This window comes from Duganella sp. CT11-25, assembly GCF_047302815.1.
Classification (GTDB): domain Bacteria; phylum Pseudomonadota; class Gammaproteobacteria; order Burkholderiales; family Burkholderiaceae_D; genus Rugamonas.
The window spans coordinates 3,851,113-3,875,373 of sequence record NZ_JBKBFD010000001.1; the positions used below are offsets into that span (position 1 = coordinate 3,851,113).

The window sequence follows — 24,261 nt, forward strand, 5'->3', positions numbered from 1 at the left end:
ATGATGAAGAAATGGCTTTGCATATTGTTGGCGCTGCCCTTGCTGGCGCACGCCGCGGAGATCAAGATCGGCTTCCAGAAGAGCAGCGGCTTGCTGGGTCTCCTGAAGCACCAGGGCACGCTGGAGAAGGCGTTTGCGGGCCAGCAGATCAAGTGGATCGAGTTCCCGGCCGGCCCGCAGATGCTGGAGGCGCTGAACGCCGGCAGCATCGATTTCGGCAGCACGGGGGCGCCGCCGCCGGTGTTCGGGCAGGCGGCGGGCATCGACCTGCTGTACGTGGGCGCCGAGCCGGCGCCGGTCAACAGCGAGGCGATCTTCGTGCCCAAGGATTCGCCGCTGCGCGCGGTGGCGGATTTGAAGGGCAAGCGCGTGGCCTTCCAGAAGGGCTCCGGCTCGCACTTCCTGCTGGCGTCCGCGCTGCGGAAGGCGGGCTTGAAGGTCGGCGACATCCAGCCGGTGTACCTGTCGCCGTCCGATGCGCGGGCGGCCTTCGTCAGCGGCAGCATCGACGCGTGGGTGGTGTGGGACCCGTACTTCGCGTCGGCGCAGCAGTCATACCAGGTGCGGGTGCTGAGCGACTACACCGGGCTGCCGCAGGCGAACGGCTTCTACCTCGCCTCGCGCAAGTTCGCCGAACAGTCGCCGAAGCTGGTGGCGGCTTTGCTGGAGCAGGCGGCGGCGATTGGCGCGTGGGCCAACACGCATCCGAAGGAAGTGAGCGCGATCCTGGCGCCGCAAATGGGCCTGCCGGCGGACATCGTCGAAACCTGGCAGCGCCGCACGCGCTACGGCGCGGTGCCGGTCAGCCCCGCCATCACCGCCAACCAGCAGCGCGTGGCCGACCTGTTCTACCAGCAAAAGCTGATCCCCAAGGCCGTCAACATCGCCAGCAAGGTCTGGACCTGGCAACCGAAGTGATCACGTTTGATCCAGCCTAATGCCTCGCCGGCTGAGCCGCCTAAGCTGGCTGCTCAGCCAGCGAGGGCGCAATCATGCATCCAACCGTCTATCTCGACACGTCCGTCGTCTGTTACCTGACAGATCCACCCAGCAGCAAAGATCAAGAGCGGAGATCCGCTTCGGGCAATGCAACGCTTGCGAAGCGTAAAACACCTTGTTGAACATCCAGAAAACGAGAGACTAGAAAGTATGTCCGAACTTTTAGTCCTAGGAGGCGGTCTAAACGGCAAGGGAGGTGGCGCAGCCCGACACATCGCTTCAGCCACATTCAACAAATGCGAAATTTTGCTCACTTGGAATTGCGTCGATATCGCGAACGCACAAAAGCTCAGGTTGCTTAGGCTGCTGATAAATGACGGCGAGTTCGTTTTACCTGAACTAGTAACACCTTTTGAATTAATGGAGAACTGCTATGAAACTGAATGGCATAGAAATTCCAGATGATATGGAGATACCGGAACTCAGTGCAGATGCCATTGCGGAAATAAACGAATTGCAAGAGGTAAACCGTAGGGATCATCAGCGAATGAGAGAAGACAGGCTCGAACGGATACGCAATGGTATTTACCGCGCGCCCCCGCAGACTGAAAGACCGGAAGACTCCCAACCATTAAAGATCAGCATCAGCACCCTACGAAAACTGGAGCCACTAGCCCGCGCGAAGGTGCTTTATGCATTTCGTGATCAGGTCACGCCCTAAGAATTAGTGCTTGTGGCCGCAGGCCGGGCCGTGGACGTGGCCGGTCGACGGGCCGGTCAGCGAGACGCCGGTTGCGCGGCCGCTGTCGCCTTCGAAGCCGGAGGCGTGCAGGCGGTCCATGTAGGTGGCCCACAGCGCATCTTTTTCATGACCCAGCTTGTACAGGTAGTCCCAGGTGAACAAGCCCGTGTTGTGGCCGTCCGTGAAGGTCGGCTGCACCGCGTAGTTGCCGACCGGGTCCATCGCGGCGATGCCGACTTCGCGCTTGCCGACCTGTAGTACTTCCTGCCCCGGGCCATGGCCCATCACTTCCGCCGACGGCGAATACACGCGCAGCAGCTCGAACGGGATCGAGAACGCGGCACCGTCGTCAAACTCGATGTCGAGCACCTTGGATTTGTTGTGGACGGTCAGTGCGATGGGTTGCTTCATTTTAGTCTTTCAATCGTTCGACGATGGCCGCGTGCAGCGCCGGCAGCAGCGCACGGCGCGATGCCAATACTTCCGGCGCCGACGAACGCTGCGCCGCAGCCCAGGTCGGGTTCGGGAAATGCGCGTCGTCCAGGTAGCGCGGGATCACATGCCAGTGCACGTGCGGCGTCATGTTACCAAAACTGGCGACATTGATCTTTTCCGGCGCCAGCACGGCGCGCTGCGCCGCTTCCACCGCCCACACCACGTCCATCACGCGGTTGCGCTCGGACGGGCACAGGTCGGTCATCTCCTTGACGTGCTCGTTCCACACCACGCGCGTGAAGCCCGGGTACTCGGGCTCGTCCACCGCCACCACCGATACCTGCCGGTCGCGCCAGACCAGCACGCCGGCCGGCGGCGCGGCCAGCAGCTTGCACAGGTCGCAGGCCATTACACCAGCACCCGCTCGATGCCGCCGTCGTTGGCGCGCTTGACGTAGTCCGGCATCCAGTTCTCGCCCAGCAGGTGCTTGGCGATCTCGACCACGATATAGTCGGCCGTGGTGCCGGCGTCTTCGCTGTAGCGCGACACGCCGCCCAGGCAGGACGGGCAGCTGGTGAGGATTTTCACCTCGCCGGCGAAACCGTCGGCGCGCAGCTTGTCGGCGCCCTTGATCATTTCCTCTTCCTTGCGGAAGCGCACTTGCGTGGAAATGTCGGGACGCGACACCTGCAGCGTGCCGGAGTCACCGCAGCAGCGGTCGTTCTTCTCGATCTTGACGTTGTCCACCGTCGAGATCAGCGCGTTGATGGTCTTGCCCGATTCCTGCAGCTTCATCGGATTGTGGCAAGGCTCGTGGTACATATAGCGGGTGCCGTTGACGCCTTCCAGCTTGACCTGCTTCTCCAGCAGATACTCATGGATGTCCATGATGCGGCAGCCCGGGAAGATCTTGTCGAACTCGTAGGTCGCCAGCTGGTCGTAGCAGGTGCCGCACGAGACCAGCACGGTCTTGATGTCCAGGTAGTTGAGCGTGTTGGCCATGCGGTGGAACAGCACGCGGTTATCCGTCATCATCTTCTCGGCCTTGTCGAACTCGCCGTTGCCGCGCTGTGGATAGCCGCAGCACAGGTAGCCCGGCGGCAGCACCGTCTGCACGCCCACTTCCCACAGCATCGCCTGCGTCGCCAGGCCCACTTGCGAGAACAGGCGCTCCGAGCCGCAGCCAGGGAAGTAGAACACCGCTTCCGTATCGGCGTTGGTGGTCTTCGGATTGCGGATGATCGGGATAACCTTGTCGTCCTCGATGTCCAGCAATGCGCGCGCCGATTTCTTCGGCAGGTTGCCCGGCATTTTCTTGTTGATGAAGTGGATCACCTGCTCGCGCACCTTCGGCTTGCCCACCGTCGGCGGCGGCGCCTTGGTCTGCTTCCTGGCGAACTTCTTCAGCACGTCGTGGCCCAGGCGCTGGGCCTTGAAGCCCCAGTTCGACATGACCTGGCGCGTGGCGTTGATGGTGGTCGGGTCGCTGGCGTTGAGGAAGAACATGGTGGCGGCCAGCGCCGGCTTGAAGCTCTTCTTCTCCATCTTGCGCAGCAGGTTGCGCATGTTCATCGAGACATCGCCGAAGTCGATGTTGACCGGACACGGCGTGACGCACTTGTGGCAGACGGTGCAGTGATCCGCCACGTCCTCGAATTCCTCCCAGTGCTTGATCGAGATGCCGCGGCGGGTCTGCTCTTCGTACAGGAAGGCTTCGATCAGCGACGACGTCGCGAGGATCTTGTCGCGCGGCGAGTACAGCAGGTTGGCGCGCGGCACGTGGGTCGAGCACACCGGCTTGCACTTGCCGCAGCGCAGGCAGTCCTTGACGCTGTTGGCGATGGCGCCGATATCGCTCTGCTGCATGATCAGCGATTCGTGGCCCATCAGGCCGAACGACGGCGTGTAGGCGTTGCTTAAGTCGGCCTCCATGCCGGGCAGGTTCAGCAGCTTGCCCTTGTTGAAGCGGCCCTCCGGGTCGACGCGCAGCTTGTAGTCGCGGAACGGGCCGATCTCGTCCTCGGTCAGGAACTCCAGCTTGGTGATGCCGATGCCGTGCTCGCCCGAGATCACGCCGTTCAGCGAACGGGCCAGGGTCATGATGCGCGCCACGGCCTGGTGCGCCAGTTGCAGCATCTCGTAGTGGTCCGAGTTGACCGGCAGGTTGGTGTGCACATTGCCGTCACCGGCGTGCATGTGCAGCGCCACGAACACGCGGCCGCGCAGCACGCGCTTGTGGATCGCGGTCGCCTCGTCGAGGATCAGCTTGTAGGCCGCACCGTTGAAGATCTGGCGCAGCTGGGCGCGGATTTCCTGCTTCCAGGTGACGCGGATGGTGCGGTCCTGCACGATGTCGAACAGGGTCGCGTCCGGCTGCGTCTTCAGGCGTTCGTCGAACACCGGCAGCAGGCGCTCCATGCCCAGCGCGGCCAGCTCGCCGGTGATGGCGCCCAGCGGCTTGTCCAGCCCGGCCAGCAGATAGGTCCAGCGCGCATGCACCTGCGACAGCAGCGTCTCGACCTGCTGCACGCGGTCGCCCAGCATTTCCTCGTCGCCCACGGCGTCGTCGGCGTCGTCGCTCTTGCCGATCGGCAGATTGCCGGCGGCGAAGAAGTCCTGCAGTTCGCCGACCAGCTGCAGCTTGTTCTTGATCGACAGCTCGATGTTGATGCGCTCGATGCCGTCGGTGTACTCGCCCATGCGGTTCAGCGGGATCACCACGTCTTCGTTGATCTTGAAGGCGTTGGTGTGCTTGGCGATGGCGGCGGTGCGGGCGCGGTCCAGCCAGAATTTCTTGCGCGCCTCGGCGCTGACGGCGACAAAGCCCTCGCCCACCCGGGTGTTGGCGATGCGCACCACTTCCGACGCAGCTTGCGCCACGGCGTTTTCATCGTCGCCGACGATGTCGCCGAACAGCGCCATCTTCGGCAGCACGCCGCGTTTCGATTTGGTGGCGTAGCCGACCGCGCGCAGGTAGCGTTCGTCCAGGTGCTCCAGGCCGGCCAGGCGCAGCGTGGAGAAGTTCTCGCCCTTGGCCGGCAAGCCGTCCAGGTAATCCTTGATCTCGACGATCGACGGGATCGCGTCGCGCGCCTGGCCGAAGAATTCCAGGCAGACGGTGCGGGCGAACTTCGGCATCTTGTGCAGGATCCAGCGGCCCGACGTGATCAAGCCGTCGCAGCCTTCCTTCTGGATGCCGGGCAGGCCGGACAGGAACTTGTCGGTCACGTCCTTGCCCAGGCCTTCCTTGCGGAACTTGCGGCCTTCGATCTCCAGGATCTCGGTCTTGAACGGCGCGCCCTTGCTTTCGCCGCGCGCGGTCGGATGGGTCCACTCCAGCCTGAAGCGGGCCAACGGCGTATCGTGGATCTTCGACAGGTTGTGGTCCAGGCGCGTGACTTCGAGCCAGTCGCCGTTCGGGTCGACCATGCGCCACGAGGCCAGGTTGTCCAGCGCGGTGCCCCACAGCACGGCCTTCTTGCCGCCCGCGTTCATCGCGATATTGCCGCCGATGCAGGAGGCGTGCGCCGAGGTCGGATCGACCGCGAACACGAAGCCGGCCTTCTCGGCCGCTTCCGATACCTTGTTGGTGATGACGCCGGCGCCGGTGTGGATGGTCGCGTATTCCTTCTGCAGGCCGGGCAGCACCTTCATCTCGACCGGGCCCATGTTGAGCAGCTTCTCGGTGTTGATGACGGCCGACATCGGCGTCAGCGGGATCGCGCCGCCGGTGTAGCCGGTGCCGCCGCCGCGCGGGATGATGGTCAGTCCCAGTTCGATGCAGCCCTTGACCAGGCCGGCCATTTCCTCTTCGCTGTCCGGGGTCAGCACCACGAACGGATACTCGACGCGCCAGTCGGTGGCGTCGGTCACGTGCGAGATGCGCTTCATGCCGTCGAAGCAGACGTTGTGCTTTTCGGTGTAGCGGCCCAGGACCTTGGTGGTGCGCTTGCGCAGGTCGTAGACCTGCTTGAATTCCTCGCCGAAATCGGCCACCGCCTTGCCGGCCGCGCGCAACAGCTTGACCACGTTGGCGCTGCGCTGCTTGGCCGCTTCGTCGGTCTGGGCGCCGTCGTCGTCGAGGGTCAGGCGGCGCTTGTCCACCTCGGCCAGGCGGTGATGCAGCGCGTTGATCAGTTCCTGGCGGCGTTTCGGATTGTCCAGCAGGTCGTCCTGCAGATAGGGATTGCGCCGCACCGCCCAGATATCGCCCAGCACCTCGTACAGCATGCGGGCCGAGCGGCCGGTCTGGCGCGCGCCGCGCAGCGCATCCAGCAAACTCCACGATTCCTCGCCTAGCAGCCGTATGACGATCTCGCGATCGGAAAACGACGTGTAGTTATAAGGAATTTCCCGAAGGCGCGTGGCCTCCGGACCGTGGGGCGTCTCCGCCAGCAAAGCTTGGATTTGTGCAGGGGCATTCATTATGCGATTGGACTTGTAAACTGAACCCGGGAGGGTCATTCTAGCGTATTGCGGCGCACCACGCGGGAACAGCCTTAGAAGGCCTACGGATACTCATCAAGGCCGAAACCCGCCGAAAATTCGCCGAAACCCCCATTCACGAGCAAGAAGATGCCAATCACGATCAGTCAACTGAATGAAATTTATGCATAAGCTTATGCGGCAATATGATCCATTGCACCAAATTAGCCCAGCATTTGTCCGATCCGGTGCCAAACACCGTCCGGCACGTACAACAGCAGCGTGGTCATGGTCAGGTAGCGCAGCAGTTTTCCCACCGCCATATAGGCCAGGCTGGGCCAGAAAGGCAGCTTGAGCCAGCCGCCCAGGGTGCACAGCGGATCGCCGATGCCGGGCAGCCAGGCCAGCAGCATGGTCTTGGCGCCGTAGCGTTCCAGCCAGTGGAACCAGCGGCTCTTGCGCTCCTTGGAGAACGTCTGCTTGGCCTGGTAGCCGATGTAGTAGTCGACCGCGCCGCCCAGCGTATTGCCGACGGTGGCGACGCCGATGGCGCTCCAGAACAGCAGCGGGTTGGCCTTGATCACGGCGAACACGGTGGGTTCCGAGCCCAGCGGCACCAGCGTGGCGGAGACGAAACTGATGATGAAGACCGATGTCAGCCCCACTTCCGGCGCGGCCAGCACGTGCAGCAGCCAGGCAATTGCAGATTCGATCATCGGTTTCTTTAGCGGGACGAAAGGTGTCCATTATAATGACTCATACACCGCACGATTGAACAGTCCGATTCCGGCCCACCCGCCGGCATCCGCGCCCCTGCTCCACCCGGTCACCCGCCGGATAGTTAGCATTGAAACTTCGGTGTCAGTGTCCGAATGTCGGCACTGACACCGGGCCTTGGAACTCTAAGTTTGCAGACCATGACTATCGACTATCTGAAGAAAATCCTGACCGCGCGCGTCTACGACGTCGCTGATGAAACCCCGCTGGAACTCGCGCCGACGCTGTCGCAGCGTTTCGAGAACCGAATTTACTTCAAGCGCGAGGACATGCAGAGCGTGTTCAGCTTCAAGATTCGCGGCGCCTATAACAAGATGGCGCACCTGAGCGAGGCCCAGCGCAAGCGCGGCGTGATCTGCGCCTCGGCCGGCAACCACGCCCAGGGCGTGGCGCTGTCGGCGGCCAAGCTGGGCTGCCGCGCGCTGATCGTCATGCCGACCACCACGCCGCAAGTGAAGATCGACGCCGTCAAGGCGCGCGGCGGCGCCGAGGTCGAGGTGGTGCTGCACGGCGAGTCCTATACCGATGCCTACAACCACGCGCTGACCCTGGAGAAGGAACAGAAGCTGACCTTCGTCCACCCATTCGACGATCCGGACGTGATCGCCGGCCAGGGCACCATCGGCATGGAAATCCTGCGCCAGCACTCGGGCCCGATCCACGCGATCTTCGTCGCCATCGGCGGCGGCGGCCTGATTTCCGGCGTGGCCGCCTACGTCAAGGCGATCCGCCCCGACATCAAGATCATCGGCGTGCAGACCCTCGATTCCGACGCCATGGCGCGCAGCATCAAGGCCGGCGAGCGCATCACGCTGGCCGACGTCGGCCTGTTCTCCGACGGCACCGCGGTGCGCCTGGTGGGCGAGGAAACCTTCCGCCTGACGCAGCAGTACGTGGACGACATCATCATCGTCGACACCGACGCCATCAGCGCCGCCATCAAGGACGTGTTCACCGACACCCGCAGCATCCTGGAACCGGCCGGCGCGCTGGCCATCGCCGGCGCCAAGGCGTATATCGAACGCGCCGCGCTGACCAAGGAGCCGATCAAGAACGAGACGCTGATCACCATCGCCTGCGGCGCCAACATGAACTTCGACCGCCTGCGCTTCGTGGCCGAACGCGCCGAACTGGGCGAGGCGCGCGAGGCGGTGTTCGCCGTCACCTTGCCGGAGCAGCGCGGCAGCTTCAAGCGCTTCTGCTCGCTGGTCGGCCCGCGCAATGTGACCGAGTTCAACTACCGCATCAGCGACAAGGACGAGGCCCACGTGTTCTGCGGCGTGCAGATCGCCGACCGCAGCGAATCGGGCGCGCTGGCGCGGCGTTTCGAGGAGCACGGCTTCAAGGCGCTGGACCTGACCCACGACGAGCTGGCCAAGGCCCACATCCGCCACCTGGTCGGCGGCAAGAGCGCGCTGGCCAAGGACGAGCTGCTGTACCGCTTCGAGTTCCCCGAGCGTCCGGGCGCGCTGATGCGCTTCCTCGATTCGATGGCGCCGAACTGGAACATCTCGCTGTGCCACTACCGCAGCCAGGGCGGCGACGTCGGCCGCATCCTGATCGGCCTGCAGGTGCCGGCCGAAGAGATGGGCGCGTTCGCGCAATTCCTGACCACGCTGGGCTACCGCTGCTGGGACGAGAGCGCCAATCCCGTCTACAAGCTGTTCCTCGGCTAATCCAAGCAGGTCGGCATGGTTTGCAGTACCATGCCGACCTTCACCGAAATACAGGCAACGCCATGACCAACACCGTCGACTTGTCCCCGCTGGGAAAAACCTCCGCCTACCGCACCGATTACGCGCCGGAACTGCTGTTCCCGATCCCGCGCCAGGGCAAGCGCGACGAGCTGGGCCTGTCCGGCACCCTGCCCTTCTTCGGCGTCGATATCTGGAACGCCTATGAAATCTCATGGCTGAACCAGCGCGGCAAGCCGCAGGTGGCGATCGCCCGCATCACGGTGCCGGCCGATTCGCCCAACATCATCGAATCGAAATCCTTCAAGCTGTACCTGAACTCGTTCAACCAGACCCGCCTCGACGGCGTGGTCGCGCTGAAGACCTTGCTGCAGCAAGACCTGTCCAAGGGCGTCGGCGCCAACGTCCACATCACCATCACCCAGCCGGAAGAATTCGGCATGGTCGAGATGGGCGAACTGGACGGCCTGCTGCTGGACCGCCTCGACATCGAGGTCGACCACTACAGCCCGTCGCCGGAGATCCTGAAGGCCGCGCACGACGAGGAACCGGTGGAGGAAAAACTGGTCTCGCACCTGCTCAAATCGAACTGCCTGGTCACCGGGCAGCCGGACTGGGCCAGCGTGCAGATCCACTACAGCGGCCCGCAGATCGAGCAGGAAAGCCTGCTGAAGTATCTGATCGGCTTCCGCGAGCACAACGAATTCCACGAGCAGTGCGTCGAGCGCATCTTCGTCGACATCCTGCGCCAGTGCCAGCCGCAGCAGCTGGCCGTGTACGCCCGCTATACCCGGCGCGGCGGACTGGACATCAATCCCTGGCGCAGCAATTTCAGCACAGCACAGAAACCAGCCAACCTGCGTGGCGCACGTCAATAAACGTAATAGTTTTTTCAATCGAACAAGAAAAAACCGGCGTATGATGTGGAGACAGCGTGCCGGCCAAGCGATACGCCGCCGCTGCTTCAAAAAGCGTCAAAAATTGGCAAAAGGGCCCGGTTTCAGGCAAAAAACCGGTGTTTTTCAGGATTTCTGTTCAGAAATAGCAAATCCTTTCCTCTATGCATACATACCAGCACACAGCCCAGACCATGGCGGATGGAAACGCAACGCCGGCGCGAGCGATTTCGAGTTACATGGCGCAGAAACAAGCCTATAATTCTGCTCGCATGCCAACCTTGTGCGTTGCAACATTTTATGTCGTGTTATGAACAACCTTAGCAAAATACTCTCTCTCGAAAATGTGCTGTTGGATCTGGAAGTCTCCAGCAAGAAGCGCGCTTTCGAGCAAGCCGGCCTGATCTTCGAAAACAATTGCGGCATCGCCCGCTCCACCGTCTCGGACAATCTGTTCGCGCGCGAGCGCCTCGGCTCGACCGGACTGGGCCATGGCGTCGCCGTGCCGCACGGCCGCATCAAGGGCATGAAGAGCCTGAAATCGCCGCTGGCGGCCTTCGTGCGCCTGGCCGAGCCCATCCCGTTCGAGTCGCCGGACGGCAAGCCGGTCAACCTGCTGTTCTTCCTCCTGATCCCGGATCACGTGACCCAGCAGCACCTGGAGATCCTGTCCGAGATCGCCGAGATGTTCTCCGATGACGCCTTCCGCACCGCGCTGAGCACGGACCCGGAACCGAAATCGGTGCATTCGCGCATCATCAACTGGCTGCCCAGCCTGCAGGCCGCTGGCTGACGTCCGACAATAGGTTAAACTAAGGACAGTTCAACCTATTCGATAAAGACGCCCCATGCTGCAAACTCCGCTGACGATACAAAGGCTTTACGACGACAATCGCGAAAGTTTGCAGCTAGGCTGGTTCGCCGGCTTCCCCGGCGGCGAGCGCCTGATCTCCGGCGACGTCGCTTCGGCCGCCGACCAGGTCGGCCACTTGAACACCATCCACCCGGGCCGCATCCAGGTCTTCGGACACCAGGAAATCAATTACTACCAGCGCCTGAAGTCGCTGACGCGGGCCCACGTCATCGGCGAGCTGATCGCCGGCGGCCCGCCGGCGCTGATCATCGCCCAAGGCCTGGAAACGCCGCCCGACATCCTCGCCATCTGCGACGAGAAAAACATCCCGCTGTTCTCGACGCCGCTGCCGGCGGCGCAGGTGATCGACTTCTTGCGCGTCTACCTGTCGAAGAAGCTGGCGCAGCGCATCATCATGCACGGCGTGTTCATGGACGTGCTGGGCGTGGGCGTGCTGATCACCGGCGACTCCGGCCTCGGCAAGAGCGAGCTGGGCCTGGAACTGATTTCGCGCTCGCACGGCCTGGTGGCCGATGACGCGGTGGAATTCTCGCGCATCGCGCCGAACATGATCGAAGGCCGCTGCCCGGCGTTGCTGCAGAACCTGCTGGAAGTGCGCGGGCTGGGCCTGCTGGACATCAAGGCCATCTTCGGTGAGACCGCGGTGCGCCGCAAGATGCGCCTGAAGCTGATCGTGCACCTGGTGCGGCGCGGCGCGGCCGACGAGGAAGTGGAGCGCCTGCCGTTCCAGTTCCCGACCGAGGACGTGCTGGGCCTGCCGATCCGCAAGGTGGTGATCCCGGTGGCGGCCGGCCGCAACATCGCGGTGCTGCTGGAAGCCGCCGTGCGCAACACGATTTTGCAACTGCGCGGCATCGACACGCTGCAGGAATTCATGGAACGGCAACGACAAGCAATGAGCGGAGATTGAAATGCAGCAAAGACTGAATGTTGCTAAGGAGTCGCGCCATGCATGGCGCAACCGTTCCGCAGGCGCGGAGCTGCGCTCCACGAATTCCCCGCTCCACCAACGTCAAGCCATGAGCGGAGATTAAGCAGATGCGCATCGTCCTCATCACCGGCATTTCCGGCTCCGGCAAATCGGTCGCACTGAACGTGCTGGAAGACACCGGACACTACTGCGTCGACAACCTGCCGCCCGCCCTGCTCTCCAGCCTGGTGAAGACCCTGATGGAGGAAGGCCTGCAAGCCCTGGCGGTGGCGGTCGACGCGCGCAGCGCCGAATCGCTGGCCTCGCTGCCGGCCGACGTCAAGCGCCTGCGCGAAGAGGGCCACGACGTCAAGGTCATGTTCCTCACCGCGAACACGCACTCGCTGGTGGCGCGCTTTTCGGAAACGCGGCGCAGCCATCCGTTGTCGCACGAGCTGCGTCCGGGGCAGAACCCGGCCGCGCGCCGCACGCTGATCGAATGCATCATGGAAGAGCGCGAACGGCTGTCGACCATCGAACAGCTGGGCCATGTGATCGACACCTCGGAACTGAGCGCCAACAAGCTGCGCAGCTGGGTCAAGGATCTGGTGGCGATCGAGCGCGCGCCGCTGACCTTGTTCTTTGAATCGTTCGCCTTCAAGCTGGGCGTGCCGATGGACGCCGATTTCGTATTCGACGTGCGGGCGCTGCCGAATCCCTACTACGACCTGACCCTGCGTCCGCTGACGGGCCGCGATGCGCCGGTGATCGACTTCCTGAATGCGCAGCCGAGCGCGCTGGAAATGCTGAACGACATCCGCGTGTTTGTGGAAAAATGGCTGCCGTCCTTCAAGACCGACAACCGCAGCTACCTGACGGTGGCGCTGGGCTGCACCGGTGGCCAGCACCGTTCGGTCTACATGGCGGAAAAACTCGCCGCCTACTTCAACACCACCGAGCGCGTGGTCCTGCGCCACCGCGAACAATCCTGATGCGCGACCGGCGTCAGGCCGGGGTCAGCCAGTGCACCACCTCGACGGTATGGCCGTCGAGGTCTTTGATCATGGTGCCGAAATAACGCTCATTGATATCCGGCCGCAAACCGGGCTCGCGCAAGGCGGTCGCTCCCAGCGCCATCGCGGCGGAGAAGAATCCCGCGGCGGCCTCGCGGCTCGGCGCGGCAACGGCCAGGTGGGCGCGGTCGCCCGCCAGCACGCCGTCGCCGGTCGACGGATACAGGCAGAAGCTCCATGCGCCGTTGGCGCCGTAGATGACTTGGGTGGCGTCCTGGTGCTGCAGCGTGTAGCCCAAGGGAGCGAAACAGGCGGAGTAGAAATCGGTGGCCCGCGCCAGTGCGCGCGTGCCGATGGAGACGTGGTCGATCATGGTGGGCTCCTTCAAAGTCGAAGGCCCATGATACTGATCGGCCATGAGAAAAAATTGCATTCTCATGCCCCGCGCTGCAAGAATTACTCTATCTTCAGAGCGGTACCTTGGTCTCGAACTTGGCGCAATTCATGGCCAGCAGGCTCTTGTAGTTGGCCACGTTGTTATTCGACGTGAACACGCGCCGCGTGAAGGCCTGGAAGGCTTCCATCGACACGGCCGTCACCACCAGCATGAAGTCATATTCGCCCGCCACCTCATAGCAGGCCATGACATCGGACTCTTCCCGCATCAATGACTCGAACATCTTCAACAGCGCGGTGTTTTGCTGTTCCAGCTGCACGGTGACGAAGGCCGTCAACGGGCGGCCGACGCGCACGCGGTCGACCAGCGCCACCTCCTTGATCAGGATGCCGCCGGCGCGCAGCTGGGCAATGCGGCGCTGGCAGGTGGCGGGGGATGCATGCACCAGCTCGGCGATGCGCCGCAGCGGTATCGCGGCGTCCTCCTGCAGCAGGTTGAGTATCTGGATGTCGATACGGTCCAGTTCCACGGCCATTGGCGCCTAGTCCAGATGGCGCAGCGGGTGCGCGTAGTCGGGCCAGACGGGCTGGAAGAAGCGTTGCACGGCGTCTTCTCCGACTTCGTCCAGGCTAGCCGGCTTCCACTGCGGCGCGTTGTCCTTGTCGATCACCAGCGCGCGTATGCCTTCGATGACTTCGCCGTCTTCAAAGTTGTGGCGCACCAGCGTGCGTTCCAGCCGCAGGCAATCGGCCACGTCCAGCGCCGCACCGCGCTTGATCAACTCGTGCGTGACGCACATCATCAGCGGCGAGCGGGTCGCCATCACTTGCAGGGTCTTTTGCGCGAACGCGCCGTCGTCGGTCTTCAGCGAGGCGACGATGGCCTGCACCGAGCCGGCGCCGAAGTGGCGGTCGATGGCGGCGCGGTTGGCCTCCAGGACGCCGGCAACCGGTTGCGACGAAGGCGAGAAGGCGGCGACGGCGTCGCGCAGTTCCGCGCCCGGCGTGGATTCCAGGATCGCGTCCAGCACTTCCCCGTCGGCGCTGGGCGCGTAGACATCCGCGAGGCCGGCGTACAAGGCGTCGGCGGCGTTGATCGTCACACCGGTCAAGCCGAGATAGTAGCCCAGCGCACCCGGCGCGCGCGCCAGGAAATAGCTGCCGCCCACATCCGGGAACAAGCCGATATTCACTTCCGGCATCGCCATCTTGGTCCGCTCGGTGACGATGCGCGCGCGGCACTGCGGTCCGCCCTGCGACACGCCCATGCCGCCGCCCATCACCACGCCATCCATCAGCGCGATGTAAGGCTTGGGATAAAAATGGATCAGGTGGTTGAGCGCATATTCTTCGCTGAAGAAATCCTCCAGCAGCGCGCTGCCGCCCTGCGGCCCTGCGCGGCCCACATCGTAGAAGAAGCGAATGTCGCCGCCGGCGCAGAAGGCCTTCCCGCTGCTGCTGCGGATAACGACGGCGGCCACGGCGCTATCGTCGCGCCACGCCAGCAGCGCTTGCGTTATGCTCCGCACCATCGCCAGCGACAGTGAATTCAAGGCCTTGGGACGATCCAGTACGATGAAGCCGGTGCCGTTGCCGACGCTGGTGTGGACGTATTCGCTCATGATGAACAGGGCTGAAGAGAAAGCCCTATTCTACTGCTACCGCTATTTGCGCGCCGCAAGATGCTCCAGCGGATTCGGCGCGTTCAGGTCGCCACCCAGGCGCGGCTGCCACTGCGGCTTGTCCGACGCCTCCTGCGGCTTGCCCTCGTGGCGGCCATGGATGGTCGTCACGTCGCGCACGCCGACCCGCTCCTGCTCGAAGCCGGTGGCCTTGGCGATGCCCGACGGATCGGCCGACGCCGCAACGGTGAACTTGACCAGCTGGTCCAGCCTGGCATCGTGCAAGTCCAGCACCGAGGCGATCATCACCAGCGGCACGGTGGCGTACACCTGGTAATGCAGCGCCTTGACGCCGCGCTCCATCTCGGCCGGCAGCGAGCCGTCCGCCGCCATCTGCCCCATCGCGTGGTCAAACACCTTGCGGCCCCAGTCCAGGTAGCGCGGGTCGCGCGTCACGCCTCCCACCGCCGTCACCGCCAGGCCTTCCCAGTAGTAGTGGTTGTTGCGCGTGCCCTTCTTGGCGTCCGAGTGCGCCATCGTCGCATCGGCCAGCGCCTTGAACCAGCCTTCGATGGCTTGCCGCTGCGCCGGCGTGGCGGACGCCTGCACGCGCGCGTAGCTCAAGGCCATGCCGCCCAGCGTCCACTTGCGCACGTAGTAAGCCTGCTCGCTGGACAGCTTGCCCAGCAGGGCCTTCTGGCCGGCCCAGCTCTCCAGCCAGGTCAGCGCGCAGGCCGGCTCGCCCTTGCCGCCGGCATCCCTGGCCACCTGCCCCAGGAAGTCCTCGATCGGCTTGGTGTTGGCGATGTTGCGCGCCCTCAGCACCGGATCGATCACCGAATGATGGCTGTCCGAGTAATAGCTGTTGGCGTCGATGTCGATGCTGGCCGGCGGCGGCGCGGCGCAAGCCAGCGCCAGCGGCGCGGCCGACGCCAGCCACAATGCGATAAACAATTTAGTATGTTTCATGATGCTCCTGTTAGAAAGTGGCGCTCAGCTTGAACTGGTAGGTGCGGCCGTCGACGTCCAGGCGGCGCGGTTTCATATACGTGCCCTCGTATTCCTCGCGCACCGAGTTGGTCATGTTGAAGGCGTCGAAGGAAATCTTGTAGCCGCCGTCGAAGGTGTAGCTGGCCGACATGTCCAGCTGGCCGCGCGCCTTGACCGAACGCGCCGCGCCGTTGAAGGTGCCGCCGGCCGCCAGGTCGTAATCGTCGCGGTAGTTGTAGACCGCGCGCACGCCCCAGGTCCTGGTCTCGTAGTAGGCGATCAGGTTGTAATTATTGCGGGAAACGCCGGGCAGCGTCGCCGCCGAGCCGTCGTCGTTCTTGCCCTTGATGGTGGTGTAGGCATAGTTGAACGCGCCGCCCAGGTTGTTGAAGGGCGCCGGCAGGAAGTCCAGGTTCTGCTGCACGTTGAACTCCACGCCGTTGACCTTGATCGCCTGCTGGTTGGCCTGGCCCGAGATGACGACGCGGGCCGGCTGCATCGACGGCGCCTCCGCCGTGCCGACATTGACCATGATGTCGCTCAGGCAGTTGCTGCCCACCACCGACAGGTGGCCCAGGCCGAGCGCGGTCGCGTCGGCCGGGCACAGGCGGTTGATGTCGCGCACCGGTCCCACCAGGCCCTTGACGTCCTTCTGGAACACGGTCAGCGCCACCAGGCCGTTGGGACGGTTATACCATTCCAGCGCCAGGTCGTAGGAGTTGGCCTTGTACGGCTGCAGGTTGGCGCTGCCCAAGGTGACGTTGTAGGTCGGCGTGGCGGTGCCCAGCGCCGGTTCGGTCACCACCGTGGACGGCGTGATGTCGCGCGGCTGCGGACGCACGAAGGTGCGGTAGGCGGCGCCGCGCAGCGCCAGCTTGTCGCTCAGGTCGGCCTTGGCCACCAGCGACGGCAGGAAGTTGTGGTAGGTCTGCTCGAACTCGCGCGGCGTCTTGGTGGTGACCACCTTGGTGCCGCCCGGGATGGTGACGGTGATGTTGCTGGTGTCGACCGAGTTGATGGTCTGGCGCGTGGATTCGTAGCGCCCGCCCAGGTTGCCCTTGACCGGCACGCCGAACAGGCTGGTGCCCCAGATGCTGGACACATAGGCCGACGAGATCTTGTTCGACACCGTGAAGTTATACGAGGAGAAGCCGGGATCGGCGTCGTTGTTGACCAGGCCGTATGGCGTCAGCGTCTGGCCCGGCAGCACGGTCACCGGCTTGACCGCGTTCAGCACCGCAGGAATATCCACCGCCACCCAGTTCTTGGTGAAGCCGGGGATGTAGCCGTCGGCGAAGGTCGACACGTAGGGATTGGTGATCGCCAGCGACGATTGGATCGCCGCGAAGTTGATGCCCTGCGCCGTGTTGCGCGTGCCGCTGGAGACGAAGTCGTTGTTCTCGAAACGCAGGCCGGCCTTGATCGATTTGAAGAAGCCCTGCTCGAAGCTGCGCTCCACCGAACCCTGCACCGAATCCACCGAGGTCAGCGCGCGGCCGTTGGTGCCGGTGACGCCGAAGCGGTCGTTGCCGTTGTTGCGCGCCTGCGTGACCGAGGTGCCGGGACGCTGGTCGTACGGGCCGGGATTGATGTGGCTGACCGTCGGCGTGAACAGGGTCAGCACCGATTGCGCCAGGTCGTCGCCGCCCGAGTAGTAGTGGCCGTAGGTGCCGTTGCTGCCCGGCAGGGTGCGCGCCGATTGCACGATGTCGATCGACAGCTGGTCCTGGCGGTTCTCGGCGCGCGAGGTGTGGAAGGCGCCGTTGACATGCCAGTCGTCGTTCTCCCAATCGACATCGCCGGTGACGCCGTGCGTCATCTGCCGCTGCGGCGCCGAGCGCAGCGAGTCGGTCACGCTGGCGTTGGCGTAGTCGTAGGAATTGATCATCGCCTGCTTGCCGCCTGCGGTGTCGACCTCGAAGACCGGCCCCAGGTTGGTGATCGGCGAGTTGGCGGTCGGGTCGATATAGTTCAGGTACTGGTTGGACGAGCCCAGCTTGCGGTCACTGAAGTAGCCGGTCAGGTTGAGCTTGGTCTCGCTGTTCATGCGCCAGCCGACGCCGGCCGCGCCGCTGTTGGTGGCGCCGGTGTTGGCGGTCACGGTCTGGCGGATCTGGCCGGGGAACAGGATGCCCTTGGCGTACTGCGATTTCGGATACAGCGCGTCGAACTGCGCCTGCGTGATGCCGAGATTGCTCGGCGCCAGCGTATCGTAGTCCTGGATCTGGGTCGAATCGCGACGGAAGTCTTCCTTCTTGTACGCGTACACGCCGAACACCGCCAGGTCCTTGCCGAAGTGCTTGTTCCACGACACGGTGGCGTTGGGCGTGGTCAGCTTGCCCAGCTCGTCGTACTCGTCGCCGATGCTGACGCCGCCGCCATCCTTGCGCGCCAGCGCCGACGTGATGCGCAGGTCGATGTTGCCGCTCAAGCCACCCGGCTGCTCGGCCGCGGTCGGGCTTTTCAGCACCGTCACGGCGCTGAAGATGTCCGAGTTGAACGCGCCCAGCGGCGTCGAGCCGTTCAGCACCGGCTGCGCGAAGGACATGCCGTTGATGGTGGTCAGCGCGAAGGTGCCCGGCAGGCCGCGCAGGTTGATGGTGGCGTTGCGCGAGCCGGCCTCGCGGTTGATCTGCACGCCGGGGATGCGCTGGATGGCTTCGCCCACGTTCAGGTCGGGGAAGCGGCCCAGGCCGTCGGACGAAATGCTGTCGGTGATCTCCAGCGTGTCGCGCTTCATGTTGACGGCGTCCGCGTAGGACTTGCGGATGCCCGATACGACCACGGTGGCGGCGCTGTCCACGGCGGCGGTTTCTTGCGCGAAAGCTTGCGCGCTGGCGAGGCTGAGCATGGCGACGGCGATGGCCGCGCTCATCGGACGGATGGCTAAGGTTTGCATGGTGTTGTCTCTCTTTATAGTTTTAGCGTCAAACAAGGAAAACGTTTAACTACCCAATTAAATCATTTTTCTTATCTAAAAACCATAAATACAGAGAAACTGTAGGGGAATTCACCACTGGAAGCGGTTTCTGTCGGCAGTGCTTGCCAAACGGCAGAAAATCGTTTACCAACACAGGCGCAAAAAAGGGCGCCGTGCGCCCTTAGTTGGATGTGCCGGGGCCGTTGTTATAGGGCGGAGGCAGCGGGTTCGTAGCTATCCGGGAGATGCTTGATCGCATCGTGGCCGTGCTGTTGGACCTTGTTCTTGTACTTCATGACCTGGCGATCCAGCTTGTCGATAAGCGTATCGATGGCGGCGTACAGGTCTTGCGACAGGCTTTCCACGTAGACGGTCTTGCCCGACATACGCAGGTTGATTTCAGCCTTCTGACGTTTCTCTTTCTCTTTAAGGTTATCTACAGTCAGGATGACAGCAATATCAATCACTTGATCAAAGTGGCGGGTGACGCGCTCCAGCTTGTTCTGCACGTATTCGCGAATAGCTGCAGTCACTTCGAGATGATGTCCACTGATGGTGAGATTCATACACACTCCTAAAGATGATGTCGCTGACGGTTAGTGCGTTGCCCATTGCGGCCGGGCGCGCAGGAACCAAGAAACTACAAAGACTTGCGGAGACTGACTGGCGGGATTTTTAAAGCTTCGCGATATTTGGCAACAGTGCGTCGCGCAATCACCATGCCTTGTTCTCCCAGCATGTCCGCAATTTTACTGTCGGATAAAGGATTTTTCGGGTCTTCTGCTCCTGTCAGTTGCACGATCAATGCACGTATCGCCGTCGAACTTGCTTCCCCTCCCGCTTCGGTGGCGACATGGCTACCAAAGAAATATTTCAGCTCAAACATGCCGTGCGGGGTCAGCATGTATTTTTGAGTTGTTACCCGAGAAATAGTACTCTCGTGTAAACCCAGTGTATCAGCAATTTCGCGAAGCACAAGGGGGCGCATGGCAACCGCGCCGTGCGAGAAAAAGTTCTTTTGTCTTTCTACTATCGCTTGTGCAACGCGTAGAATGGTATCGAAACGCTGGCGCATATTCTTGATCAGCCACTTCGCTTCCTGCAGCTGCGCGCCCATCGCGCCCTCGCCTTTTCCCTGCTTGAGCAGGTTGGCGTACATGGCGTTGACACGCAGGCGCGGCATGACGTCGTTGTTCAAGCTGACCTGCCAGCCGTTGCGCGATTTCTTCACGATCACGTCCGGCACCACGTAGTCCGACACGTCCGATGCGAAGGCCGAACCCGGGTGCGGATTGCACTGGCGGATCACCGTCTGCGCCTCGCGCAGATCCTCGTCGTCGCACAGCAGCGCTTTCTTCAGCTTGTTGAAATCGCGCTGCGCGAACCAGGTCAAATGATGCTCGACGATGGCCAGCGCCATGCGCCGTGTCACCATCGGCACGCCCGGCAAGCGCTTGATTTGCAGCGCCAGGCACTCGGACGCGTTGCGCGCGCCCACCCCCATCGGATCAAAGCTCTGCAGCATCGACAAGGCGGTCTGCAATTCGTCGAGGTCGAGTTCCAGTTCTTCCGGCAGGCGCGCGTGGATCTCTTCCAGCGATTCTTCCAGGTAGCCGTTCTCATCGAGCGCATCGATGATCAGCTCGACCAGCGCGCGGTCGCGCATCTCCAGCACCGTCACCCGCATCTGCTCCATCAGGTGCTCGCGCAACGTGCAGTGGTTGGCTTCCAGCTGCGGACGCGCGTCTTCGTCGTCGGGCGCCTTGCTGCGGCCGGCGTCGCTCCAGTCGACGTCGGCGTCGGCGGTGGTGCTCTCGGTGTCGGCGGCGGGACCGTCGTAGCCATCGGCGTCGGCGGCCGGCGCTTCCTGCGATCCCGGCGGACCTTCAGGCGGCGCATCGCCCACCGGCGCCTGCTGGCTGATGGCGCCGTCGGACAGCAGCCGCAGCGAGTGATCGAGCGGATCGTCGAGACGCTCCAGCAGCGGGTTGTCGGTCAGCAGCTGTTCGAGTTCCTGGTGCAGTTCCAGCGTCGACAGTTGCAGCAGCCGTATCGACTGCTGCAACTGTGGCGTCAACGCGAGGTGCTGCGACGTGCGCAGTTGCAAAGACTGTTTCATGGGGCTTACATACGGAAATGTTCACCCAGATACACGCGACGCACCGATTCGTTGGCGATGATGTCGTCTGGCCGGCCTGACGCCAATACCGTGCCCTGGTTGATGATATATGCGCGGTCGCAGATGCCCAGCGTCTCGCGCACATTGTGATCGGTAATGAGGACGCCGATGCTGCGTTCCTTGAGGAAGCGCACGATGCGCTGGATCTCAATCACGGCAATCGGGTCGACCCCGGCGAATGGTTCGTCGAGCAGCACGAAGCGCGGGTTGGTCGCCAGCGCGCGCGCGATCTCCACGCGGCGGCGCTCGCCGCCCGAGAGCGACAGCGCCTGGTTCTCGCGCAGCTTTTCGATCTGCAAATCGGCCAGCAGGGTATTCAGCCGTTCATCAATTTCAGCCTTGGATAAAGGCTTGCCGTCCACTTTCTGGATTTCGAGGACGGCGCGGATATTTTCTTCCACCGTCAGCTTGCGGAACACCGACGCTTCCTGCGGCAGGTAGGACAGGCCGAGCGAAGCGCGGCGGTGGATCGGCAGCGAGGAGATGTCGACGCCGCTGATGTCGATGCTGCCGGCGTCCGACGGCACCAGGCCGACGATCATGTAGAACGAGGTGGTCTTGCCGGCGCCGTTGGGGCCCAGCAGGCCGACCACTTCGCCGCATTCGACTTGCAGCGAGACGTCGTGCACCACCTGGCGCTTGCCGTAGGTCTTTTGCAGTCCTTTGACGATCAGGGTACTACCGCAGGATGGTTCCATGCTCATTTCCCCGGCGTCGGCGTGGTGGCCGGCGGCACAGCCAGCTTGCTCGACGGCTGGATCACCATCGTGCTGCGGCCCGCGCCCGGCTTGCTCTCGCCGGTCGGCGTGTTCTTGACCGCGAAGAATTCCTTGCGGCTGTCGTAGGAAATGAATTCGCCGTCGACCTGGCTGCTGGTCTTGCTGCCTTCGAGGCGCTTGATGCGGGCCTTGGCGAACAGCTTGACCAGCTCGGTCTTGTTGTCATATTCGATGCGGTCGGCCTGGCCTTCGACCCACTGGTCGCCGGCGCCGTCGAGCTTCTGGCGGAAGTTCGCCTGCGTGCCGGGCGCGCTGTGCAGCACCACGTACTGGTAGCCTTCCGGATCCTCGGTCACCACCGCCTTCGGCGACTTCATCAGCAGCGTGCCGCGCGTCAGCACGACGTTGCCGGTGAAGGTCTTGATCTGCTTGACGTCGTCCGCGTCCAGGTTGTCGAAGGTGATCTCGGTCGGCTTGCTGGAGTCGGCTTTTTCCGCGTGCGCGGGGTTGACCGCGGCGGCGGCGGCCAGCAGCAGCGCGGCCGACAGGAGTAACTTGTTCATCGTGAATCCATTCATGTCTCGTTCCTTCAGTGTGCCGCTCGCGGCGGCATCGTGATCGTTCCGCGTCCGCCCAGTTGCACCTGGCGCGTCGCGTTATTGAATTGCATGCCGGTGCCCTTGGCAGTCGAGCTGCCCAGGTGCAGATCGACCGGCGCCTCGGTTTCCATCCGCTCCTCGTCCGGGAACACGGTCAGCGTCGGCGTCTGCATGCGCATCGCCTGCGTCTTGTCCGTGGCCGGCCGCACCACGTCCACATTACCATTCAGCTTGACGCGCGTATTGCCCTGGTCGACATGCGCGGTGTCGGCGTGGATATTCATCGACGGCTGCTCGCCGGCCAGGCTGTGCACGAACGGCTTGTCGATGTCGGACGAGTCGTCGGTCGGGTGATGGGTCAGCTTGTCGCCGGAGATGATGTACGACGGCTGCCCTTGCTTGTTCATGCGTACCAGGCTGAAGCGGTCGATGATGTAGTCCGGCTCGTTGCGGAAGCGGTCGGCCTGGGCCTCGCCGCCCGCCTGGTTGACCACCTGCACCAGCCAGAAGCTGCCGACGGCGACAAACACGCCGACCATCAGGATCAGCGTCAACTGCCAGCGATGTGCTGTTCTTTTACGCATGACTCTATCCTATCAAACCAGGAACTGCGCCATCACGCGCTCGTACGTGCCCTGCGCGTGCAGCAGCAGTTCGCAGACTTCGCGCACGGCGCCGCGGCCGCCGTGCGCCACCGTGACGTGGTGGGCGCGCTCCAGCACTTCGGCGCGGCCGTTCGGCACGGCGACGGCAAAGCCGACGCGGCCCAGGATCGGCAGGTCGACCACGTCGTCGCCGATGAAGCCGACCTGTTCGGCCGTCAGGCCGGTCTTTTCCAGCAGCGCGTTGAACGGCGTCAGCTTGTCGTGGCCGCCCTGGTGCAGGTGGCCGATGCCGAGGTCGGCGGCGCGCTTGATCACCTGCGGCGACGTGCGCGCGCTGATGATGGCGGTCTGCACGCCGGATTCCTGCAGCAGCTTGATGCCCAGGCCGTCGTGCACGTTGAAGGTCTTCAGCGCCTCGCCTTCGGCGCCGTAGTGCAGGCTGCCGTCGGTCAGCACGCCGTCGACGTCGAAGATCATCAGCTTGACGCGCGCGGCGCGTTCCACATAAGTCAATTCGCTCATCAGATCACCTTGGCGCGGGTCAGGTCATGGATGTGCAGCGCGCCGACCAGCTTGCCGGCGGCGTCGGTCACCAGCATCTGGTTGATGCGGTGCTGCTCCATCACGGCGACGGCGTCGACCGCCAGCTTTTCCGGCGCGATGCTGCGCGGGTTGGCGTGCATCACGTCGCGGATGACGACCTTGCTGAAATCCTGGACCTTCTCGATCATGCGGCGCAGGTCGCCGTCGGTGAACACGCCGATCGGCTTGTCGTCGGCGTCGACGATGGCGGTCATGCCCATGCCCTTCTGCGTGATTTCCAGCAGCGCCTCGGTCAGCCTGACGTCGGCGGTGACTTTCGGCACGTCCGCGCCGCTGCGCATCACGTCTTTCACGTGGGTCAGCAGGCGGCGGCCCAGCGCGCCGCCCGGATGCGAGCGGGCGAAGTCTTCTTCCTTGAAGCCGCGCAGGTCCAGCAGCGCCACGGCGATGGCGTCGCCCAGCGCCAAGGTCACCGTGGTCGAGGTGGTCGGCGCCAGGTTCATCGGGCAGGCTTCCTTGGCCACGGCCACGTTCAGGTGGACGTCGGCGATGCTGGCCAGGCTGGAGCCGGGCTTGCCGGTCATGGCGATGACCTTGCTGCCCATGCGCTTGACCACCGGCAGGATGGTCATCAGCTCCGCGCTTTCGCCGGAATACGAAATTGCAATAAAGGCATCGTCGGCGGTGACCATGCCGAGGTCGCCGTGCGCCGCTTCGGCCGGGTGGACGAACAGCGCCGGCGTGCCGGTCGAGGCCAGCGTGGCGGCGATCTTGCGGCCGATATGGCCGGACTTGCCGATGCCGGACACGACGACGCGGCCCGTGCAGTTCAGCAGCAGGGAAATCGCCTGCACCACGCTGTCGTCGTCTTCCAGGCGGGCGTTCAGGGCGGCGATGGCGTCCGCTTCGTTTTGCAGGGTCTCGCGGGCAAGGCGCAGTGCCGTTTTTGCGTCAAAAGCTTTCAGCATTGTTTTTTCATGGGT

23 protein-coding genes are annotated in these 24,261 nt (G+C 63.4%); 7 read left to right on the plus strand and 16 right to left on the minus strand.

Annotated features, from left to right (window positions below; all coding sequences use genetic code 11):
- Nucleotides 1-3: 3 nt before the first annotated feature.
- Together ACEN9F_RS16525 and ACEN9F_RS16530 are read left to right on the plus strand one after the other, a co-directional pair.
- A complete protein-coding gene (locus ACEN9F_RS16525) occupies nucleotides 4-918 on the plus strand; it encodes a sulfonate ABC transporter substrate-binding protein (protein ID WP_413421374.1) in 915 nt (304 codons plus the stop codon).
- Nucleotides 919-1,372: 454 nt separating this feature from the next.
- Nucleotides 1,373-1,660: a hypothetical protein gene (locus ACEN9F_RS16530; RefSeq protein ID WP_413421376.1), complete on the plus strand. Its 288-nt coding sequence runs from the start codon at nucleotides 1,373-1,375 to the stop codon at nucleotides 1,658-1,660.
- Nucleotides 1,661-1,663: 3 nt separating this feature from the next.
- Here the strand turns inward: ACEN9F_RS16530 and ACEN9F_RS16535 are convergent, their stop codons facing one another.
- The 4 genes from ACEN9F_RS16535 to ACEN9F_RS16550 form a co-directional block, all read right to left on the minus strand.
- Nucleotides 1,664-2,092: a gamma-butyrobetaine hydroxylase-like domain-containing protein gene (locus tag ACEN9F_RS16535; RefSeq protein WP_413421378.1), complete on the minus strand. Its 429-nt coding sequence runs from the start codon at nucleotides 2,090-2,092 to the stop codon at nucleotides 1,664-1,666.
- A 1-nt stretch (nucleotide 2,093) separates the two neighbouring features.
- Complete coding sequence (locus ACEN9F_RS16540) at nucleotides 2,094-2,525, minus strand: HIT family protein (protein WP_413421379.1); 432 nt, start codon at nucleotides 2,523-2,525, stop codon at nucleotides 2,094-2,096.
- On the minus strand, nucleotides 2,525-6,541 hold the full coding sequence (locus tag ACEN9F_RS16545) for a DUF3683 domain-containing protein (protein WP_413421381.1): 4,017 nt from the start codon (nucleotides 6,539-6,541) through the stop codon (nucleotides 2,525-2,527). Before ACEN9F_RS16545 ends, ACEN9F_RS16540 begins: the two co-directional genes overlap by 1 nt.
- A gap of 224 nt (nucleotides 6,542-6,765) precedes the next feature.
- The gene (locus ACEN9F_RS16550) at nucleotides 6,766-7,257 is read right to left on the minus strand and encodes a YqaA family protein (protein WP_413421383.1); all 492 of its coding nucleotides are present in this window, start codon (nucleotides 7,255-7,257) and stop codon (nucleotides 6,766-6,768) included.
- Between the two features lie 201 nt (nucleotides 7,258-7,458).
- Between ACEN9F_RS16550 and ilvA the strand changes: the two genes are divergently transcribed.
- The 5 genes from ilvA to rapZ all read left to right on the plus strand — a co-directional run bounded on the left by ilvA (nucleotide 7,459) and on the right by rapZ (nucleotide 12,684).
- Nucleotides 7,459-8,994, plus strand: a complete 1,536-nt coding sequence (gene ilvA, locus ACEN9F_RS16555) for a threonine ammonia-lyase, biosynthetic (RefSeq protein ID WP_413421385.1) — start codon at nucleotides 7,459-7,461, stop codon at nucleotides 8,992-8,994.
- Between the two features lie 62 nt (nucleotides 8,995-9,056).
- Entirely contained in the window at nucleotides 9,057-9,890 is an 834-nt protein-coding gene (gene queF / locus ACEN9F_RS16560; protein ID WP_413421386.1) for an NADPH-dependent 7-cyano-7-deazaguanine reductase QueF, read from the plus strand.
- A gap of 328 nt (nucleotides 9,891-10,218) precedes the next feature.
- Complete coding sequence (locus ACEN9F_RS16565; RefSeq protein WP_413421388.1) at nucleotides 10,219-10,701, plus strand: PTS sugar transporter subunit IIA; 483 nt, start codon at nucleotides 10,219-10,221, stop codon at nucleotides 10,699-10,701.
- 55 nt (nucleotides 10,702-10,756) lie between these two features.
- Nucleotides 10,757-11,692, plus strand: coding sequence for an HPr(Ser) kinase/phosphatase (gene hprK / locus ACEN9F_RS16570; RefSeq protein WP_008444515.1), 936 nt, complete (start codon nucleotides 10,757-10,759; stop codon nucleotides 11,690-11,692).
- Nucleotides 11,693-11,820: 128 nt separating this feature from the next.
- A complete protein-coding gene (gene rapZ / locus ACEN9F_RS16575; protein WP_413421391.1) occupies nucleotides 11,821-12,684 on the plus strand; it encodes an RNase adapter RapZ in 864 nt (287 codons plus the stop codon).
- A gap of 13 nt (nucleotides 12,685-12,697) precedes the next feature.
- On the opposite strand, the gene ACEN9F_RS16580 is transcribed toward rapZ, so the two are convergent.
- The 12 genes from ACEN9F_RS16580 to ACEN9F_RS16635 all read right to left on the minus strand — a co-directional run bounded on the left by ACEN9F_RS16580 (nucleotide 12,698) and on the right by ACEN9F_RS16635 (nucleotide 24,246).
- The gene (locus ACEN9F_RS16580) at nucleotides 12,698-13,078 is read right to left on the minus strand and encodes a VOC family protein (RefSeq protein WP_413421393.1); all 381 of its coding nucleotides are present in this window, start codon (nucleotides 13,076-13,078) and stop codon (nucleotides 12,698-12,700) included.
- A 94-nt stretch (nucleotides 13,079-13,172) separates the two neighbouring features.
- On the minus strand, nucleotides 13,173-13,631 hold the full coding sequence (locus tag ACEN9F_RS16585) for an Lrp/AsnC family transcriptional regulator (protein ID WP_413421395.1): 459 nt from the start codon (nucleotides 13,629-13,631) through the stop codon (nucleotides 13,173-13,175).
- Between the two features lie 12 nt (nucleotides 13,632-13,643).
- Nucleotides 13,644-14,723, minus strand: coding sequence for an enoyl-CoA hydratase/isomerase family protein (locus tag ACEN9F_RS16590; protein WP_413421396.1), 1,080 nt, complete (start codon nucleotides 14,721-14,723; stop codon nucleotides 13,644-13,646).
- Nucleotides 14,724-14,765: 42 nt separating this feature from the next.
- The gene (locus ACEN9F_RS16595) at nucleotides 14,766-15,692 is read right to left on the minus strand and encodes an alginate lyase family protein (RefSeq protein ID WP_413421398.1); all 927 of its coding nucleotides are present in this window, start codon (nucleotides 15,690-15,692) and stop codon (nucleotides 14,766-14,768) included.
- Between the two features lie 10 nt (nucleotides 15,693-15,702).
- A complete protein-coding gene (locus ACEN9F_RS16600) occupies nucleotides 15,703-18,612 on the minus strand; it encodes a TonB-dependent receptor (protein WP_413421400.1) in 2,910 nt (969 codons plus the stop codon).
- A 227-nt stretch (nucleotides 18,613-18,839) separates the two neighbouring features.
- Entirely contained in the window at nucleotides 18,840-19,199 is a 360-nt protein-coding gene (gene hpf / locus ACEN9F_RS16605) for a ribosome hibernation-promoting factor, HPF/YfiA family (RefSeq protein WP_166097693.1), read from the minus strand.
- A 74-nt stretch (nucleotides 19,200-19,273) separates the two neighbouring features.
- Nucleotides 19,274-20,752 carry an RNA polymerase factor sigma-54 gene (locus tag ACEN9F_RS16610; protein ID WP_413421403.1) on the minus strand — a complete coding sequence of 493 codons (1,479 nt, stop codon included), beginning with the start codon at nucleotides 20,750-20,752 and terminating at the stop codon, nucleotides 19,274-19,276.
- A 5-nt stretch (nucleotides 20,753-20,757) separates the two neighbouring features.
- A complete protein-coding gene (gene lptB / locus ACEN9F_RS16615) occupies nucleotides 20,758-21,510 on the minus strand; it encodes an LPS export ABC transporter ATP-binding protein (RefSeq protein WP_413421405.1) in 753 nt (250 codons plus the stop codon).
- A 2-nt stretch (nucleotides 21,511-21,512) separates the two neighbouring features.
- Nucleotides 21,513-22,094, minus strand: coding sequence for a lipopolysaccharide transport periplasmic protein LptA (gene lptA, locus ACEN9F_RS16620; RefSeq protein ID WP_413421406.1), 582 nt, complete (start codon nucleotides 22,092-22,094; stop codon nucleotides 21,513-21,515).
- Between the two features lie 26 nt (nucleotides 22,095-22,120).
- Entirely contained in the window at nucleotides 22,121-22,714 is a 594-nt protein-coding gene (lptC, locus tag ACEN9F_RS16625; protein ID WP_413421408.1) for an LPS export ABC transporter periplasmic protein LptC, read from the minus strand.
- A gap of 12 nt (nucleotides 22,715-22,726) precedes the next feature.
- Nucleotides 22,727-23,257: a KdsC family phosphatase gene (locus tag ACEN9F_RS16630; RefSeq protein WP_413421410.1), complete on the minus strand. Its 531-nt coding sequence runs from the start codon at nucleotides 23,255-23,257 to the stop codon at nucleotides 22,727-22,729.
- Nucleotides 23,257-24,246: a KpsF/GutQ family sugar-phosphate isomerase gene (locus ACEN9F_RS16635; protein WP_413421411.1), complete on the minus strand. Its 990-nt coding sequence runs from the start codon at nucleotides 24,244-24,246 to the stop codon at nucleotides 23,257-23,259. The genes ACEN9F_RS16630 and ACEN9F_RS16635 overlap by 1 nt, the downstream gene beginning before the upstream one ends.
- Nucleotides 24,247-24,261 lie beyond the last annotated feature (15 nt).

What these genes read in the sequence shown, in the direction of transcription:
- ACEN9F_RS16525 (WP_413421374.1), top strand. Translation starts at nt 4, where the DNA reads ATGAAGAAATGGCTTTGCATATTGTTGGCGCTGCCCTTGCTGGCGCAC.
- ACEN9F_RS16530 (WP_413421376.1), top strand. Translation starts at nt 1,373, where the DNA reads ATGAAACTGAATGGCATAGAAATTCCAGATGATATGGAGATACCGGAA.
- ACEN9F_RS16535 (WP_413421378.1), bottom strand. Translation starts at nt 2,092, where the DNA reads ATGAAGCAACCCATCGCACTGACCGTCCACAACAAATCCAAGGTGCTC.
- ACEN9F_RS16540 (WP_413421379.1), bottom strand. Translation starts at nt 2,525, where the DNA reads ATGGCCTGCGACCTGTGCAAGCTGCTGGCCGCGCCGCCGGCCGGCGTG.
- ACEN9F_RS16545 (WP_413421381.1), bottom strand. Translation starts at nt 6,541, where the DNA reads ATGAATGCCCCTGCACAAATCCAAGCTTTGCTGGCGGAGACGCCCCAC.
- ACEN9F_RS16550 (WP_413421383.1), bottom strand. Translation starts at nt 7,257, where the DNA reads ATGATCGAATCTGCAATTGCCTGGCTGCTGCACGTGCTGGCCGCGCCG.
- ilvA (WP_413421385.1), top strand. Translation starts at nt 7,459, where the DNA reads ATGACTATCGACTATCTGAAGAAAATCCTGACCGCGCGCGTCTACGAC.
- queF (WP_413421386.1), top strand. Translation starts at nt 9,057, where the DNA reads ATGACCAACACCGTCGACTTGTCCCCGCTGGGAAAAACCTCCGCCTAC.
- ACEN9F_RS16565 (WP_413421388.1), top strand. Translation starts at nt 10,219, where the DNA reads ATGAACAACCTTAGCAAAATACTCTCTCTCGAAAATGTGCTGTTGGAT.
- hprK (WP_008444515.1), top strand. Translation starts at nt 10,757, where the DNA reads ATGCTGCAAACTCCGCTGACGATACAAAGGCTTTACGACGACAATCGC.
- rapZ (WP_413421391.1), top strand. Translation starts at nt 11,821, where the DNA reads ATGCGCATCGTCCTCATCACCGGCATTTCCGGCTCCGGCAAATCGGTC.
- ACEN9F_RS16580 (WP_413421393.1), bottom strand. Translation starts at nt 13,078, where the DNA reads ATGATCGACCACGTCTCCATCGGCACGCGCGCACTGGCGCGGGCCACC.
- ACEN9F_RS16590 (WP_413421396.1), bottom strand. Translation starts at nt 14,723, where the DNA reads ATGAGCGAATACGTCCACACCAGCGTCGGCAACGGCACCGGCTTCATC.
- ACEN9F_RS16595 (WP_413421398.1), bottom strand. Translation starts at nt 15,692, where the DNA reads ATGAAACATACTAAATTGTTTATCGCATTGTGGCTGGCGTCGGCCGCG.
- ACEN9F_RS16600 (WP_413421400.1), bottom strand. Translation starts at nt 18,612, where the DNA reads ATGCAAACCTTAGCCATCCGTCCGATGAGCGCGGCCATCGCCGTCGCC.
- hpf (WP_166097693.1), bottom strand. Translation starts at nt 19,199, where the DNA reads ATGAATCTCACCATCAGTGGACATCATCTCGAAGTGACTGCAGCTATT.
- ACEN9F_RS16610 (WP_413421403.1), bottom strand. Translation starts at nt 20,752, where the DNA reads ATGAAACAGTCTTTGCAACTGCGCACGTCGCAGCACCTCGCGTTGACG.
- lptB (WP_413421405.1), bottom strand. Translation starts at nt 21,510, where the DNA reads ATGGAACCATCCTGCGGTAGTACCCTGATCGTCAAAGGACTGCAAAAG.
- lptA (WP_413421406.1), bottom strand. Translation starts at nt 22,094, where the DNA reads ATGAACAAGTTACTCCTGTCGGCCGCGCTGCTGCTGGCCGCCGCCGCC.
- lptC (WP_413421408.1), bottom strand. Translation starts at nt 22,714, where the DNA reads ATGCGTAAAAGAACAGCACATCGCTGGCAGTTGACGCTGATCCTGATG.
- ACEN9F_RS16630 (WP_413421410.1), bottom strand. Translation starts at nt 23,257, where the DNA reads ATGAGCGAATTGACTTATGTGGAACGCGCCGCGCGCGTCAAGCTGATG.
- ACEN9F_RS16635 (WP_413421411.1), bottom strand. Translation starts at nt 24,246, where the DNA reads ATGCTGAAAGCTTTTGACGCAAAAACGGCACTGCGCCTTGCCCGCGAG.